This window comes from Hungatella hominis (assembly GCF_014288005.1).
GTDB classification, from domain to species: domain Bacteria; phylum Bacillota; class Clostridia; order Lachnospirales; family Lachnospiraceae; genus Hungatella; species Hungatella effluvii.
In genome coordinates this window covers 174,974-192,023 of sequence record NZ_JACOPB010000005.1, presented here as the reverse complement: position 1 = coordinate 192,023, position 17,050 = coordinate 174,974, and the positions used below count along the sequence as shown (strand labels likewise).

Below are 17,050 nucleotides of genomic sequence, written 5' to 3'. Positions count from 1 at the left end.
ATTATATTATAATGAATATATCAAATGTTCCGTCTGCAAAACCACCCCGCAGACGGGGCAATTTCTGTTTTATGGGTTAAAATTTTGTATTTGAAGGAGGAAGGATACTATGTTTGGCAAAACAAAGGTAAGACATCGGAGGACACCGAGGGCGGGAATATTCCGACCGTACCATCGTCCCGGGGCAAGAGCGGCGGCGGTGCTTCTGTCGTTTTGCGTGGCGTTTACCATGATGCCGGCGCCGGTATTTGCAGCAGCGCTGGATCGGGAGGCGGAGACCGGCTTGTGCGAACACCACCCGGAACACACTGAGGAATGCGAGTATCGGGTGGCCGAACCGGGGCATCCGTGTGAACACAAGGGGAATGGCGGTGGAGCCGACAGAGAAGGCCCCCTGGGGGGCAATCACACGGAAGAATGTTATACGGACGAGCTGATTTGCGGCTTCATCGAGGACGAGGATTTGACGGCATCGGACAGCGACGCAGGCCATAAGCATACCCAGGACTGCTACGAACTGGATTGTCCTCATGAGAGAGGGGAGCATGATGAGGACTGCGGTTATGAGGAGGGCGAGGCAGGCACACCCTGCGGCTATGTCTGCAGCCAGTACGGTACCCCGGATCAGGACGGCGGGGACAATCTTCCTCTACCGGGAGAAACCAAGCCGGAACTGGTGCAGCCTGATGCCATAGAAGATAGGACCGTCACGTCCTTTGACGAACTGGACGAAGCAGTGAGAAACCAGACGGTCAAGGCCGGGACGCCCCTTGAAGAGCTAGCGCTGCCGAATACCCTTTCTGCCACGGCGCAGACCGGGGATGAGGATCCTAAGCCAGTGGTGATTGAGGGCGTGACCTGGGAGCCGGACGTGCTTTATGAGGGAGAAGCGGGCGAGTTTACCTTCACCGCGGCTGCGGCCGGGTACATTCCTGCCCAGGGCGTGGAATGGCCTGTGATTGCGGTCACTGTGGAGGAAGCAGCAGCGGTTCCGGACGAAATCGACGCTTTATGTGCCGCCATCGACGCCCTGCCCACGCTGGATGAGCTTTATGAAAATGCCCCCGGCGATGCCGCCCCAGAATTTGACTCCTGGGTGACCGAGACGAGAGGCAAGCTGGCAGAAGTTTCCGCCCTGTGGGAGCAGCTTTTGGCCCTGTCAGAGGACGGGGCCGCCATGGAGCGGATTACCGAGGCGCGGGCGGAGAAGCTGGCGGCGCTGAATAGTTTGGCCCAGCGGCTGGGGGAGTACATGCCGTTAGCAGGAGATTACGTAGAGGTCATCGGAAGTAATGGTGAGTCAAAGGGTAACTATGCCTCGCTGGGGGACGCCATCAGCAATGCGGCAACCGGCGACACCTTAAAGTTGCTGCAGGATATCACGGATTCGTCCAAAGTGACGATTTCAGACAAAGACCTTACGCTGAATCTGGATAATAAGAAGCTTAGCTTCCCTAGCTCACAAGCGAGCGGCGGCGGTGCCGCAATTCAATTAGCGGGGACTGCCTCCTTATGGGTGGAGGGAAGCGGAGAAATATCTATGGTTAATACTTCCAGTGCTACTCTGATCCTGAATGGAGGCAGCGGAACGCTGACAGTTAAGGGGGGAACAATCTCTGATTCTGGCCAAAACGGCGCTGTGATTTCAAATACGGGCAGCGGTGACGTAAGGATTGAAGGCGGAACGATCTCCACGTCCGGGTATCAAAAGATTGTAATTTCAAATCCGAATACCGGAAACGTAACCGTAACGGGAGGTACCGTCTCCGCCACAAACAATAGTAGTTATGCAATTGGGAATTTCGACAGCGGTAAGATTACGGTCGGCGGTACAGCCAAAGTAACTAGCAGCAGCACGGAGAAACAGACGATATACCTATATAAGGTTCCCACCACGGATCCCAAGACCGTTTTGGAGATTACCGGGGGAACGGTGGAAAACACGCAAAACGATGGCTACGCAGTGTACTTTGCCAACGAGAGCGGCGTGACCTCAGAAAATTTGACGGACTACTTCATCCAGTCAGGCGGCACGATTACCGGTGCGATTCATCCGGAACCCAAGACCTCCGCCCCCGCCTGGGCAGCCAGCGGCGACGGCACCAGCGCGGAAACGGCTTATGTGATCAGCTCTTATGAAAATCTGGCAAAGTTCGCATCCAATGTCAACGGAACCGATGATTATGCGAATGCGGCTGACAGCTTTCAAGGCAAATACGTCAAGCTATCCGATGACTTCCCGACCGGGGAAGGTGCTCTCTCCACACCTATCGGCAAAAAGACGGGGGTCGGATTCCAGGGACACTTCGACGGCAACGGCAAGACCGTGGCGCTGAATATCACGGTGAAAGAAAGAGGCGGGCTGTTCGGCCATATAAAATCCAGCGGCGTAGTGCAGAATGTGACAGTCACCGGTACCGTCTCCGCCAACGAGGATTCTGTCGGATACTTCGCCGGTGTGGCAGGCTATAGCGCCGGCACCGTGCAAAACTGTATGAATCAGGCTGACGTCACCGGTGAACAATATGTCGGCGGTATAGTGGGCGATAACAGTGGGACGGTGAATGCCTGTTGGAATACCGGTGCGGTCAGTGGCAGCTCATACGCAATCGGCGGTATCGTGGGCAGCAATAGCATGGACAGCGAAGGGATTGGCGGTATGGTGAAAAACTGCATCAACACCGGCTCGGTTATCGGTAGTACCCACTCAATCGGCGGCGTGGCAGGCAGTATCAATGCCGGTACGGTGGAAAACTGCTACAATACCGGTGATGTTACCGGTACAGAGAAGGTGGGCGGTGTGGCAGGCGTCATCAACAGAAGCGCAACCATGCAAAACTGCGTTTCCCTGGGACTGAAGGTCGCCACTACCGAGACTACAGGGGGCAATACCGTAGGTCGTGTGACAGGTGATAATAATAATGGTACACTCACGAACAACAAAGCTCGGACGGATATGAAAGTCTATAGGAAAGCGGATACTCCGGAGGAGGTTACCGGTGCTGCGGACGGCATACACGGCGCAGACCTGGCTGTGGACGGCACCGTGTCCCAGTCTGATGTATTCAGCCAGAATGCGGGATGGGATGCCACCACCATCTGGACCATCCCAACCGGCAGTCTGCTCCCCGGCAGCTATCTGCCCACGCTGGATGCATTGGCAGGAGAAGCCGCGCCAACCCTGCCGGGCGACGCGCCGGAACCGTCAGGGGCTGTGCCCAATCTGGATGATAGTGACACGTATGATAAAATACTTTATGCCAATGGCGTGCCCCTGCTGCTGGTGGCGGGCAGTGAGAACGCGGACTACACCGTGGTCTACATCGACAAGGGTACCATCGGCCAGCTCGACGACACCGATGTCATCTTTGACCCCGACGGGAGCGAAACCACTTATGACGGCACCAGCGCAGGAAATGACCTGTCTCGGGTGGCAATTTATGGTGGCAGTCTCCATCAGACGGTTGCGAGTACAAAGATTAGTATGACCGGCGGAAAGGTATCCAGCATCTATGGCGGCGGCTATACAAGGGATCAAGAAGTAACGGCCAACGTAACCGGTGACACCAACATTAAGATATCAGGCGGCGCTGTGCGTAATTATGTCCATGCAGGTGGACGGGCCTGGACAAATTCTACTGCCCAGGTAGGTGGAAATACAAATCTAGAAATAACAGGCGGAACGATTGGAAATGAGATTTGGGGCGGCGGTATAGCAAGGAATGGAAATAGCTCTGCTAATGTGGGAGGGAGCAGTATTGTTTCGATATCCGGTAATGCAGAGGTGAAGGGAAGCATCTATCAGAGCGGCAGCATAACCTACGATGAAGGCTATCATGACACCTCGGATGACAATGGCAACAGCGCTACTGTGGGAGCGGGTTCCAGTATCACCATAGGAGGCGGTGTGAAGATTGGCGGTACCGGTAAAGGCATCATGATTAACGGCGGCAGCCCCACCGAAGTTAAAACCGGCGCGGCCAGCTTCGTTATCGGCAGCGACTTGGCGGAGGGCGCCAGCGTCAATGTGCAGCTTCCGGCAGGCTACGACGTTACCTCCACCCCCACCATCGCTACCGACGCGGTAGACACTGACCTGGCGAAAATTAAGCTGGTGGGCGATGGGGCCGAGGGGAACGAGGCGTACTTTGACGGCAATGACAATACCATCAAGGTGAGAGAAACGGTTATCGTCCCCGCCCACACCCACGCCATGAGCGTGGACTGCTCCGCCACGGAGGGGACGCAGGTGACCTTTGACAAGGCCCTGACCAGCCGGGATGGACAGCTCTATATCGATGGCGTGGCGGTGAGCAAAATCTCAAGTTACTATAATCTCCCCGCCGGAAACTACTATCTGGCGGCGGATGTAGCATTGGACGACGGTATTTCTATCCAGGGAGAATCCGAGCCGACAGTCAACCTGTGCCTGAACGGCTACAAACTGGCCTATACCGGTTACACGGGTCAGACGAGAGTCTTAAGGATTGAGGCGGGAACGCTGAATCTCTGCGACTGCGACAGCAGTCAAAGCAGCCATACTATTACCAGCAAGGTGACGTACGAGGACGTAGCCGTTTCAGGCGGCGTGATCACCGGGGCATCTGAGGAGGGCATTGTTCTTTTTGGGGGCACGCTGCATCTCTATGGCGGAACCATCGCCGGGAACGGCAGGAGCGACGCCATGTGCGGCGGCGTGAAAAACGCAGGAGGAACCTTTTTCATGCACGGCGGTTCTATCCTCTACAACCGGGGCGATTACGGCAGCGTGTTCTCTATGAGCAGTCTGACCATCTCCGGGGGCGTGATCTCCCATAACAGGGCAAACAATGAGAGCGGGGGTGGGGTCATGTTCGTCAGTGCCCAAAGTGGATCGTCACTGACACTATCCGGTGCTCCCGTCATTTCCGACAACGTGGCAGGGACAGGGCAGATTGCCAGCAATCTTAGTTTAGGAACCGGAGCTTTCATCACAGTGGGGAACCGCTTTGCACCTGCCACACCCATCGGCATCACTATGAGGGAAACGCCCGCGAAAAATAGTCCCGTTTCCATCACCGGGACGAACAGCAAGGACTATTCGGGCTGTTTCAAGAGCGACAAGGATGCTTACGTCATCCAAAACGGCGAGAACAACGTGGTGCAGCTGGCGCTGCCCAGGTCCACCGACGCCAAGCAGATCACGGCGTTCACAATTGCGGGTCAGGTGGGCAATACGGTTATCAATCAGCAGGAACACACCGTCCAGGTCACCATGCCAACCGGAACAGACGTGACCAGCCTGACTCCGACTATCACGGTCAGCGACAAAGCAGGCGTCAGCCCGGCAAGCGGCACGGCGCAGAACTTCACCACCCCCGTCACCTACACCGTGACGGCGGAGAACGGAACCACCCAGAACTACACCGTTACAGTAACGGTACAGCCACCCGGCGGCACAGCGCCTGCCATTACCACCCAGACACTTCCGGGCGGCACCATGGGGACGGCGTACAGCCATACCTTGACGGCCGACGGCACTACGCCGATTACATGGAGCGTCAGCAATGGCAGCCTGCCGGACGGCCTGAATCTGGATACCGGTACCGGCATTATCAGCGGCACTCCAACCACAGCGGGAACCGGGGCATTTACAGTTAAGGCGGAAAACAGCAAAGGAAATGATACTAAGGGGTTTTCTATCCCGATTGCTGAGCCTGCGCCCACGGTGACCGGTGTGACTGTAACCCCGGCAGCACCCAGCGTACAGAAAGGAACTACCCAGCAGTTTCATGTAACGGTTACCGGCATGAACAATCCTGCCCAGACCGTGACCTGGAGCATTGACGGCAGCCATACAAGCGGCACGGCGATTAGCATTGACGGCCGGCTGACCGTGGCTTCCGACGAGATGGCAGACACCCTGACCGTCAAGGCTGTCTCCACCGTGGATACCAGTAAGAGCGGCACGGCCACCGTCACCGTTACAGAGACTCCTCCTGCACCGGTAGTCACACACACCATCACCGCATCAGCAAATGACGGCGGAACCATTTCCCCAAGCGGAGCGGTTACCGTAAACGAGGGCGAAAGCCGGACCTTTACCATTACGCCGGATAGCGGGCACAGGATTTCAAAAGTCACCGTGGATGGCGCATATCAAGGCAGCGTGACAACCTACACGTTTGAAAATGTAACTGCGGATCACAGCATTTCCGTGATTTTTGACCGAATTAACGGCGGCGGTTCGTCCCCGGGAGGCAGTTCGTCCTCAGGCGGCAGCTCATCTTCGGGCGGCAGTTCCTCCACCGCACCGTCCACGACCACGACCACAACGGCCGGGGAAAATGGAAGCAGCACCTCAACGACCCAAACCACGTCAAAGGACAGCAGTGGAAAGACTACTACAGTGACAACCCAGGTAACAAAAGATGCAGCCGGCAATACGGCCGGGAGTGCCACAACCGTAACCACAGACAATATCACAACCTCGGCAGACCAGGGAAGCGCTGTCGTCATGGTAAAACCGGACGGGGCGGCCATTAACAGCGCAGCACTTGCAGCCGGGGCCACGGCTGCAAGTCCAATGGACATCCTGGTGGCAGTTCCCCAGGATACGGTAAGGAGCGAGCTTCAGAAAGCGGATGTAAGCGCCGTGCGTATGGAGGTCATCATACCGAAGTCCGTGGAGAACAATCCGGCGGTAGGGACAGTAGGCGTTACCGTGGAAAAAGAAACCGTGGACGCGGCAAGGCAGACTGGAAAAACAGTGACAGTGACCGTGCGGGACGATACCATGGCAGTAAAAGCTGTCTGGTCCTTAGACGGCCAGTCCATGAGAAACGCGGCGGGTCAGTCCACCGATTTGAATCTGGGCATCCATACGGCGCCGGTACAGTCGAGCGATCCCATAGCGGAGCCTGTGAAGCCGACCGTGACGGCGGTGGGCCAGGAAAATGGCCTTGTGATTTCCCTTACGGCGGACGGAACCCTTCTTTCCTCAGCGAAGCTCACGGTTCCGGCAACGAACCAGACGGCGATCACAGCCTGTTCCACGGTTGCGTTGTACCGGTTTGACCAGACTACGGGAGCACTCCGTGCGGTTTCAGAAGGTATCTATCCCGTGGATGCAAACGGAAACGTAACGATTGATATACCGGCAGGAAAACGCATGGGAGTGAAGGAGACCTATGTGCTGCTTCCGGTACAGGGAACCGTAGGAGTGGGGACCGTGGGAACAGGAAATGGAACAACGCACACGGTCAGGAAAGGCGATACACTGAATCAGATCAGTAAGCAGTACGGCTGCAAGGTAGAAGACCTACTGGCCCTCAATCCTGGAGTGGATATCTATAACCTTCAGGTAGGAAGTAATTTGAGAGTACGATAACAACTAACTACAGGTTTCTGAACATACCGGGACCTTTGTAACAGAATGTGTCCAAAATACCATGAGTATGGCAGTTTTCAGGAAAGGTATTTTATGATTCGATTGAAGATGTAATGAAATGCTATCAGGAACCACAGCATAGCTCACTCCTCCATTGAAATGTATGTAAGAGGTGTTGTATAGCCGGCATAAGTCAGCTATACAGCACCTCTTTTTCTGAACAGTCAAACAACTGGTTCTCCAAATCTCATGCTGGTGAACGAAAAAGCGCCATCCCGGAATTTGTTGTCGAGGAGATGCTTGGTTTACCAGAGGATTTCGGAGCATGACAGTTTTATTGACGAGATCCTTCCGTCAGATGAACCTCAGATCATTGATTGTGCATTTTCACAGTCCTTTCTTGATTATGTTCTGCCGAATGGTGTTGCTTAATACCGTGAAATGCCTTATAATTATGCATTGTGGCGTATTGTTTTATCTAGTGTTACGTAGTTGAGATTAAATAAATCTGTTGTTTTTTTCAAAAAAAGGCCTGATTTTCTTCAAAAAGGGGTGAAAAAAAGAGCAAAAAAGAGCAAATAAGGACGCAAATCCAAGTTCTTTTCGATTCAAACAGGCCTTTACTATAAATCAAAAATACTGTGCAAACAGCACAATAAACAAGGAAAAATCATGAGAAAACTAGCTTTAAATGATGAAATATTACTAAGTATTCAACAACCAGCCCGCTACATCGGGGGCGAGGTAAATACGGTAAATAAGGACCCTAAAAAAGTGGACATTCGCTTTGCCATGTGCTTCCCTGATGTGTACGAAATCGGTATGTCGCATCTCGGCATGCAGATTCTCTACGATATGTTCAACCGTCGGGAAGACATCTACTGCGAACGTGTCTATTCTCCATGGACCGATTTAGATAAGATCATGCGGGAAAAAAAGATTCCGCTGTTCGCCCTGGAATCGCAGGACCCTGTCAGAGATTTTGATTTCTTTGGAATCACGCTTCAGTATGAGATGTCATACACGAACATTCTGCAGGTTCTGGATCTGGCACAGATTCCGCTTCACGCGGCGGACCGGACAGAGAGTGATCCCATCGTCATCGGAGGCGGCCCCTGTGCCTATAATCCGGAGCCCCTGGCCGATTTCTTCGACATGTTCTATATCGGTGAGGGAGAGACGGTTTATTTCGAACTGATGGACCGCTATAAAGAAAATAAGAAACAGGGCAGGAGCCGCCGTGAATTTCTGGAACAGGCCGCCGAGATCCCAGGCATCTATGTACCGGCCTTTTACGATGTGGAATACCATGAGGACGGAACCATAAAAAGCTTCCGCCCCAATAACATCCATGCGAAGGAGACCATCACCAAGCAGCTGGTGGTGAACATGGACGACGCATACTATATCGAGACTCCCGTGGTTCCTTTTATCAAAGCGACTCAGGACCGCGTGGTTTTAGAGATCCAGAGGGGCTGCATCCGCGGATGCCGTTTCTGCCAGGCCGGCAACGTATACCGTCCGCTGCGCGAGCACAGCCTCGAATATTTAAAAGATTACGCCTATAAGATGCTGAAAAGCACGGGACACGAGGAGATTTCCCTGAGTTCCTTAAGCTCCAGTGATTACACGTACCTGGAAGGGCTTGTGAATTTCCTGATCGATGAATTCAAAGGACAGGGCGTGAACATATCCCTGCCATCCCTCAGAATCGACGCATTTTCCTTAGACGTCATGAGCAAGGTGCAGGATGTGAAGAAGAGCAGTCTGACCTTTGCCCCGGAAGCCGGCTCTCAGAGACTCCGCGACGTAATCAACAAGGGACTGACAGAAGAAGTAATCTTACAGGGCGCGAACGACGCCTTTCACGGCGGCTGGAACCGTGTGAAGCTTTACTTTATGCTGGGTCTTCCGACGGAGACGAAGGAGGACATGGAAGGCATTGCCGAACTCTCTGAGAAGGTGGCAGAAATCTACTATGAGATACCGAAGGAACAGAGAAACGGTAAGGTCAACGTAGTGGCCAGTTCTTCGTTCTTCGTACCAAAGCCGTTTACCCCATTCCAGTGGGCCCGCATGTGTACGAAAGAAGAGTTTATCGAAAGGGCTTACATCGTCAAGGACAAGTTCCGGCAGATGAAGAACCAGAAGAGCCTTAAGTACAATTACCACGAGGCGGATTTAACCGTATTGGAAGGAGTTCTGGCACGCGGCGACAGAAAGACCGGAGCTCTGATCGAAGAAGCCTATAAAAACGGTGCCATCTACGACTCCTGGTCCGAATACTTCGACAACCGAATTTGGATGAAGGCCTTTGAGACCTGCGGACTTTCCGTGGATTTCTATACAACGAGAGAGCGAAGCCTGGACGAAGTTTTCCCATGGGATTTCATCGACGCGGGTGTTTCCAAAGAATTCTTAAAGAGAGAGTGGCTGAACGCCATTGATGAAAAATTAACGCCGAACTGCCGACAGAGATGTTCTGCCTGCGGTGGGATGCGTTTTGGAGGAGGTGTCTGCTATGAAAGTAAGAATTAAGTTCTCGAAGCAGGGCCCCGTTAAATTTATCGGTCATCTCGATGTCATGCGGTATTTTCAGAAGGCCATGCGGCGCGCCGGCATTGATATCAAATACAGCGAGGGCTTCAGCCCCCACCAGATCATGTCCTTTGCGGCTCCCCTTGGACTCGGCCTGACGAGCAACGGAGAGTACATGGACATTGAGGTGAATTCCATGAACAGCTGCGAAACCATGGTGAAACAGTTGAATGCGGTTATGGTGGAAGGAATTGAAGTTCTGGAGTGCCATAAACTGGAGGACAATGCGAAAAATGCCATGTCCATTGTGGCCGCCGCGGACTATACGCTTACGTTCCGCGAAGGAAAAGTGCCGGAGAATCTGGAAGCCTTTTTTGCAGGCCTGAAGGAATTTTATCAGCAGGATCAGATTCTCGCAGTGAAAAAGACGAAAAAGGGTGAGCGGGAGATGGATTTAAAGCCAGCCATCTACGAGCTTACCACAGAAGGAGACCATATCTTCATGAAGGTTTCCGCCGGAAGCCAGGACAACTTAAAGCCGGAGCTGATCATGGAGACGTATGACCGGTGGCGGGGCGAGTCCTGCCCGGAATTCGCCTTTTTAATCCAGCGGGAAGAGGTCTACGGCAATACCGGTGATGAAGAACACAGAAACCTGGTGCCTTTGGGACTTATAGGTGAAGAAGTTGAATAAGCTCATTATTACGAGATGGAACGGAGCAATCCTTACGATGGTTCAGTCAGACGGTGATACCGTGTCCCTGAACCTCGAACCGGAAGAAGAGCGTTCCAATCTCGGCAGCATTTATATTGGTAAAGTAAAGAACATCGTTAAGAACATAGGGGCGGCCTTCGTCGAGATCGGAGACGGCTGTATGGGATATTTAAGCCTTGCGGACGGCTATATTCATCATGCCTCCGCAGCCAGTCCGGATGGCAAGCTGAGGGCCGGCGATGAAATCGTCGTACAGGTTGACCGGGACGCAGTCAAGACAAAGGCACCCGTCCTTACCGGCAATTTAAACTTCACAGGGCGCTACATCGTCCTGACGGCCGGTAAACGGCAGCTGGGTTTCTCCTCAAAGCTGTCGGATCTGGAGTGGAAGAAACAGATCAAACCCATTCTGGAAGCAGAAAAAGAAGAGGATTTCGGTATAATTGTGAGAACAAATGCGCCGGAAGCCTCTTTTAATGCGATTCTGGAAGAGCTTAAGAGCTTAAAGGTATTATACCGCAGAGTTATGGAGGACGCCCTACACCGGACATGCTACAGTCTCTTATACCAGACCCCTCCGTCGTATCTGACCGATATCCGTGACAGCTTTCACGGTTCTCTGGGAGCGATCGTAACGGATGAGACCGATATTTACGAGGTCATTCAGGCTTATCTCAAATGCTTTCAGCCGGAAGATTTGCAGAAGCTGACATTATATGACGATGCCCTGCTGCCTCTGTCCAAGCTTTATAAAGTGGAAAAATCCATGAATGAAGCGCTGGGCAAACGGGTATGGCTGAAATCCGGCGGCTATCTCGTCATCGAGCCTACGGAGGCGCTCTGCGTAATCGACGTCAACACCGGGAAGTACTCCGGCAAAAAGAATCTCCATGACACGATTATGAAGATCAACACAGAGGCGGCCGTGGAAATCGCCCGCCAGCTGCGGCTGCGCAACTTATCCGGAATCATCATCATCGATTTCATCGATATGGAGACAGAAGAGGACCAGCGGGAGCTCTTATCCGTATTGTCCCGGATTCTGGCAAAGGATCCGGTTAAGACATCCGTTGTGGAAATTACAAAACTGAATCTGGTGGAAGTCACCAGGAAAAAAATACGCAGGCCGTTCCATGAACAGGCCGCGCTTATAAAAGGGAAGGCAGACACATGAAAATCATAATTGTCGGGTGTGGGAAGGTAGGAACTACCCTGGCCGAACAGTTGAACAACGAACATCATGACATCACGATCATTGATAAGAACACAGCTGTTCTAAGCGCTATCACTGAGCGGATCGACGTCATGGGTGTCGTGGGAAATGGTGCGGTTTATAAGGTTCAGATGGAGGCGGGAATTCAGGAAACAGATTTACTCATCGCCACCACCAATTCAGACGAGTTAAATATGCTCTGCTGTCTGATTGCAAAAAAAGCAGGTAACTGTCATACAATCGCGAGAATCCGGAATCCGGAATACAGCTCGGAGACGCGTTATATCCGGGAGGAACTGGGGCTTTCCATGGCCATCAATCCGGAGATGGCTGCGGCCATGGAGATCTCCAGACTGCTTCGTTTTCCGTCGGCCATCAAGATCGATACCTTCGCCAAGGGCCGTATCGAGATTTTAAAATTCCTCGTTCCTGACCACTCGAAGCTCCATGCCATGAAGGTCCGTGACGTTCTGGACAAGCTTCACTGTACCGTCCTGATCTGTGCGGTGGAGAGGGGAGAGGAGGTCATCATCCCCAGCGGTGATTTCGAGATGCAGGCGGGAGACAAGATCTCCATCATCGCGCCTCCCGCAGAATCCACGGAATTCTTCAAGCAGGCCGGAATCATCAATAATACCATCAAAACCGCCATGTTTGTAGGAGGCGGCAAGATCACGTATTACGTGGCAAAGCTTCTGGAAAACACGAAGATTCAGATCAAGATCATCGAACAGAACGCCGATCGCTGCAACGAGCTTAGCGAACTGCTGCCAAAGGCCATGATTATCCACGGCGACGGTTCTGATCAGGAGCTGCTTTTACAAGAGGGCATCCGCCAGACAGAGGCATTTGCATCCCTGACCGGATTCGATGAGGAAAACATCATGCTGTCGCTGTATGCGGCCAGCCAGTCGAAGGCGAAGCTGATCACAAAAGTTAATAAGATAGCTTTTGAAAATGTAATTAACTCCATGAATTTAGGCAGTGTGATCTATCCCAAGTTAATTACCTCTGATTCCATCCTGCAGTATGTGCGCGCCATGCAGAATTCCATGGGCAGCAATGTGGAGACGCTCTATAAAATCGTGGCTAACCGCGCTGAGGCGCTGGAATTCCGCGTAATGAACGATCCCGCCATCGTCGGCATTCCACTGGAGAAGCTTCGCTTAAAGGACAATCTTCTGGTTGCCTGTATTAACCGCAATGGAAGGATCCGGAGCCCTCGCGGAAAAGATGTTATTGAAACCGGTGACCGTGTAATCATCGTTACTACCAATACCGGATTAAATGATTTGAAGGATATACTAAAGTAGGAAAAGGCGAAGGAAATGAATAAGAAAATTATCGTCTATCTTCTGGGATGGATTATGAATATGGAAGCCATCTTTATGCTGCTTCCATGTGTGGTTGCTGCCATTTACCGGGAAAGCAGCGGAATCTGGTTTCTGGCCGTCATGGCGGTATGCGGAACGACCGGTCTTCTTCTGACACGCAGGAAACCGGATAATATGGTATTCTTCGCCAAGGAGGGCTTTGTCTCTGTTGCAATGAGCTGGATTGTGCTCAGCTTTTTCGGGTCCCTGCCCTTTTACTTAAGCAGGGAAATTCCCCGGTTTGAGGATGCCATGTTCGAGGTAATCTCCGGTTTTACGACGACGGGAGCCAGTATTTTAACGGATGTGGAAGGGCTGTCCCACTGTATGCTGATCTGGAGAAGTTTTACACACTGGATCGGAGGCATGGGCGTTCTCGTGTTTATTCTCGCCATCCTTCCGCTGGCAGGCGGTTATAACATGTACCTCATGAAAGCGGAGAGCCCGGGGCCATCTGTAGGCAAGCTGGTTCCAAAGGTAAAATCTACCGCTAAGATTCTCTACGGAATCTATTTCTTCATGACAGTGGTGGAGGTCGTCCTCCTGCTTGTCGGCGGCATGCCGCTGTTCGATTCGCTGGCAACCAGCTTCGGTACGGCCGGTACCGGTGGTTTCGGCATCAAAAACAGCAGCATTGCCTTCTATGACAGCTATTATCTTCAGGGAGTCATCACCGTGTTCATGATACTCTTTGGCATTAATTTTAACGTGTATTACTTATTCCTGATTCACCATCCAAAGGACGCGCTTCGCTGCGAGGAGGCGAGGGCTTATCTGGGAATTATCGGCGTGACCGTTCTTCTCATCACCCTCAATATCCGCGGAAGTTTTACCAGCATCTTTGCGGCCTTCCACCATGCGGCGTTCCAGGTAGCATCCATCATCACGACCACCGGCTTCTCCACGGTAGATTTTGACAAATGGCCGGAATTCTCCAAGGGCCTGCTCGTCGTATTGATGTTTATCGGCGCCTGCGCCGGAAGTACGGGCGGCGGCCTCAAGGTATCCAGGGTCATTATTCTGCTTAAATCGGTGAAAAAGGAGTTATTTTCCCTGCTTCATCCGAGGAGTGTCAAGATTATAAAGATCGAAAGCAAACCGGTCGAGCATCAGGTCATCCGGTCCATCAATACATTTCTGGTGGCTTACCTTGTGATTTTCGTTCTCTCGACCGTGATCGTCAGCCTCGATAATTTTGATTTTACAACGAATTTCACAGCTGTGGCGGCGACATTCAACAACATCGGACCGGGACTCGGCGCTGTCGGTCCCACCGGCAATTTCTCCGGCTTCTCGGTCATGTCGAAATGGGTGATGATGTTCGATATGCTGGCCGGACGTCTGGAGGTTTTCCCGATGCTTCTGCTGTTTGCACCATCCACATGGAAAAAGTAAATATTTTTGCAAAAAAGCACAGGGGGCTGAATGGATATTCTTTCCCCTGTGCTCTTTGCCTCCTGTCCTATGCATCTCAGTCTCAGTCACCGTACTTTTTCCTATTAATCGCTGCAAGCAGAATCACCAGAATCACATTCACCACCAGGATCCCGATCGCGGCCACGATACCGACATGATCCGCCGCACCGCCCACTATCTGGGGTGTCAGAATGCCACCCATGGCCGAGATCGCCGTAAGCACCGACATGCCGAAGGTTGAGCCCTGGATCAGCGGTCCCGCGTCGGCGATGCAGGTGGGATAGATGCCCGCCAGGAAAAAACCGAAGCCGATGAGCGCCAGAGTAATGAGCGGAAGGCTCTTCGTAGAGATCAGCAGGAAAAAGCAGATACCGCTTCCCAGTGCATTCATCAGGATAAGGGAGCTGCGCCTCATCTTTCCGCTCAGTGAGGCGCAGACCAGCCTGCCTGCCATGATGATCAGCCAGGTCACCGACACCAGCGTGGTGGCATACGTCTCGCTCATGACACCGGTATTCTGCAAATACGTGACAAACCAGCCGTTGATACAGTTTTCCACACCCAGGTAGAAGAAGAGTATCAGGGCGATGCAGTAGAACTGAAAGGACTTTAAGAATTCCCGTTCCTCCCGTTTTCCGGTATGCTTTAAAGGCACCGCATCTCTGGCCCGTTCATTTAACAGACTGTAATCCATGGTCCCGTAAGTGACCGCAGAGGTGGCGGTGATAAAGATCAGGAGATAGACGACCGACCGCCAGCCAAATCCCAGCTTCAGCAGGACTGCGGTGAGAAATGGCGCCAGGAAGGCCCCGACCGCGAAACTGCAGTGCAGGAGGTTCAGCTTCCCGGCCGCGCCTCCATCGTAAATATCGTTGACGGCGGCGTTATTTATAATTGTAACAGAACCTCTCACAAGGCCGTAGACCAGCATAATGCCGTACATGACAGGAAGCGGCGGCAGAAGAGTGAGTCCCAGCAGACAGAGCGGCGCCATGGCGGTCATCACTGTGATGGAGAACCGTCTTCCCATGGCAGGAACCATGACGGGGAAGAGGAAGCTGGCCAGAAGATTCCCCACCGCCATCACGGAGAGCAGTCCGCCAGCGGCCAGAAAGCTGATTCCAGCCTCCGTGATCACCGCCGGCAGAATCGCTCCGATCACCAGCACCGCCATCCCGCTGACCGAATAGCCATAGCAGCAGCGGATAAAAATTTGTTTCCTTCTATCTATTTTCATGGGTATTACCTCTCCTTGTCACCCCAAACTTTTTCCATTATACTAAGAAGAAAGCAGAAATACAAGGCAAAAACGGCCGGAAAAACTTTATAATTTTGTTTTATTTATGTTGACTTTACAAAGGACAAATGGTATTATGTTACAGTATGCCGCACAATGAGGTCTAAAAGTTTTCGTGTAAAAGCGAAGCACCGCAGTTGGCGAGTAATGATAATAGGAGGTGCCATATGTACGCGATTATTGCAACAGGTGGTAAGCAGTACAAAGTAGCTGAAGGCGATATCATTAAAGTAGAAAAGCTTGGTGTTGACGCTGGTGAAGCAGTCACATTCGATCAGGTACTGGTAGTAAACAACGGCGAATTAGCAGTCGGCTGCCCGACAGTAGCAGGTGCTACCGTAACAGGTACAGTTGTAAAAGAAGGCAAAGCGAAAAAAGTCATTGTTTACAAGTATAAGAGAAAATCCGGATACCATAAGAAAAATGGTCACAGACAGGCTTATACCCAGGTAAAGATTGAAAAGATCAACGCTTAATTCAGGCAGAGACTATGATTAAAGTAACAGTTTTGGAAGATTCAGACAGAGTGGTCCGCGAACTTAAGCTTACAGGACATGCCGGGTACGGTGAGGAAGGACAGGACATCGTCTGTGCCGCCGTTTCAGCCCTGGTATTCTCCGCTTATAACTCGATCGAGACCTTCACGGAAGACGATTTTGAGGGAAGTGCCGATGAACGTTCGGGAGACTTTCAGCTGCGTTTTTCAGGAGAGATCAGTCCGGAATCAAAACTCCTTATGAATTCTCTGGTGCTCGGGCTTACGAATATCATGGAATCATATGGGAAACAATATATAAAAATTCGATTTGAGGAGGTGTAAGTGATGTTAAAGATGAACCTTCAATTCTTCGCTCATAAAAAAGGTGTTGGATCTACAAAGAACGGCAGAGACTCCGAGTCTAAGAGGTTAGGTGCTAAGAGAGCCGATGGTCAGTTCGTATTAGCCGGCAACATTCTCTACAGACAGCGTGGTACTCATATCCATCCAGGTCTTAATGTAGGCCGCGGCGGAGACGATACACTGTTCGCTACGGTGGATGGCGTTGTCAGATTTGAAAGAAAAGGCAGAGACAAAAAGCAGGTTTCTGTTTATCCAAGAGTAATAAGCGAATAATTAGACCGGCTTCAT

General features: G+C 52.1%; 10 protein-coding genes. 9 read left to right on the top strand and 1 reads right to left on the bottom strand.

Features of this window, described 5'->3' with window-relative positions; translation table 11 throughout:
* Positions 1-109: 109 nt before the first annotated feature.
* The 6 genes from H8S75_RS13365 (at position 110) to H8S75_RS13340 (ending at position 14,603) form a co-directional block, all read left to right on the top strand.
* A complete protein-coding gene (locus tag H8S75_RS13365) occupies positions 110-7,369 on the top strand; it encodes an SGBP N-terminal domain-containing protein (RefSeq protein WP_187022049.1) in 7,260 nt (2,419 codons plus the stop codon).
* Between the two features lie 672 nt (positions 7,370-8,041).
* On the top strand, positions 8,042-9,907 hold the full coding sequence (locus H8S75_RS13360) for a TIGR03960 family B12-binding radical SAM protein (protein WP_187022048.1): 1,866 nt from the start codon (positions 8,042-8,044) through the stop codon (positions 9,905-9,907).
* Positions 9,891-10,601, top strand: a complete 711-nt coding sequence (locus H8S75_RS13355) for a TIGR03936 family radical SAM-associated protein (RefSeq protein WP_187022047.1) — start codon at positions 9,891-9,893, stop codon at positions 10,599-10,601. The genes H8S75_RS13360 and H8S75_RS13355 overlap by 17 nt, the downstream gene beginning before the upstream one ends.
* Positions 10,594-11,796, top strand: coding sequence for a ribonuclease E/G (locus tag H8S75_RS13350; protein WP_187022046.1), 1,203 nt, complete (start codon positions 10,594-10,596; stop codon positions 11,794-11,796). Before H8S75_RS13355 ends, H8S75_RS13350 begins: the two co-directional genes overlap by 8 nt.
* Positions 11,793-13,148, top strand: coding sequence for a Trk system potassium transporter TrkA (gene trkA / locus H8S75_RS13345; RefSeq protein ID WP_187022045.1), 1,356 nt, complete (start codon positions 11,793-11,795; stop codon positions 13,146-13,148). The genes H8S75_RS13350 and trkA overlap by 4 nt, the downstream gene beginning before the upstream one ends.
* Positions 13,149-13,163: 15 nt before the next feature.
* The gene (locus H8S75_RS13340) at positions 13,164-14,603 is read left to right on the top strand and encodes a TrkH family potassium uptake protein (RefSeq protein ID WP_187022044.1); all 1,440 of its coding nucleotides are present in this window, start codon (positions 13,164-13,166) and stop codon (positions 14,601-14,603) included.
* A gap of 82 nt (positions 14,604-14,685) precedes the next feature.
* Here the strand turns inward: H8S75_RS13340 and H8S75_RS13335 are convergent, their stop codons facing one another.
* A complete protein-coding gene (locus H8S75_RS13335; protein WP_187022043.1) occupies positions 14,686-15,861 on the bottom strand; it encodes an MFS transporter in 1,176 nt (391 codons plus the stop codon).
* Between the two features lie 227 nt (positions 15,862-16,088).
* Between H8S75_RS13335 and rplU the strand changes: the two genes are divergently transcribed.
* From rplU to rpmA, 3 genes are read left to right on the top strand one after another with little or no spacing between them, the layout of a single operon-like run.
* Complete coding sequence (rplU, locus tag H8S75_RS13330; RefSeq protein ID WP_002604079.1) at positions 16,089-16,397, top strand: 50S ribosomal protein L21; 309 nt, start codon at positions 16,089-16,091, stop codon at positions 16,395-16,397.
* 14 nt (positions 16,398-16,411) lie between these two features.
* Positions 16,412-16,741, top strand: coding sequence for a ribosomal-processing cysteine protease Prp (locus H8S75_RS13325; protein WP_002604078.1), 330 nt, complete (start codon positions 16,412-16,414; stop codon positions 16,739-16,741).
* Between the two features lie 3 nt (positions 16,742-16,744).
* The gene (gene rpmA / locus H8S75_RS13320; protein WP_002604077.1) at positions 16,745-17,035 is read left to right on the top strand and encodes a 50S ribosomal protein L27; all 291 of its coding nucleotides are present in this window, start codon (positions 16,745-16,747) and stop codon (positions 17,033-17,035) included.
* Positions 17,036-17,050 lie beyond the last annotated feature (15 nt).

What these genes read in the sequence shown, in the direction of transcription:
- H8S75_RS13340 (WP_187022044.1), top strand. Translation starts at nt 13,164, where the DNA reads ATGAATAAGAAAATTATCGTCTATCTTCTGGGATGGATTATGAATATG.
- H8S75_RS13365 (WP_187022049.1), top strand. Translation starts at nt 110, where the DNA reads ATGTTTGGCAAAACAAAGGTAAGACATCGGAGGACACCGAGGGCGGGA.
- H8S75_RS13360 (WP_187022048.1), top strand. Translation starts at nt 8,042, where the DNA reads ATGAGAAAACTAGCTTTAAATGATGAAATATTACTAAGTATTCAACAA.
- rplU (WP_002604079.1), top strand. Translation starts at nt 16,089, where the DNA reads ATGTACGCGATTATTGCAACAGGTGGTAAGCAGTACAAAGTAGCTGAA.
- H8S75_RS13325 (WP_002604078.1), top strand. Translation starts at nt 16,412, where the DNA reads ATGATTAAAGTAACAGTTTTGGAAGATTCAGACAGAGTGGTCCGCGAA.
- H8S75_RS13355 (WP_187022047.1), top strand. Translation starts at nt 9,891, where the DNA reads ATGAAAGTAAGAATTAAGTTCTCGAAGCAGGGCCCCGTTAAATTTATC.
- trkA (WP_187022045.1), top strand. Translation starts at nt 11,793, where the DNA reads ATGAAAATCATAATTGTCGGGTGTGGGAAGGTAGGAACTACCCTGGCC.
- H8S75_RS13335 (WP_187022043.1), bottom strand. Translation starts at nt 15,861, where the DNA reads ATGAAAATAGATAGAAGGAAACAAATTTTTATCCGCTGCTGCTATGGC.
- rpmA (WP_002604077.1), top strand. Translation starts at nt 16,745, where the DNA reads ATGTTAAAGATGAACCTTCAATTCTTCGCTCATAAAAAAGGTGTTGGA.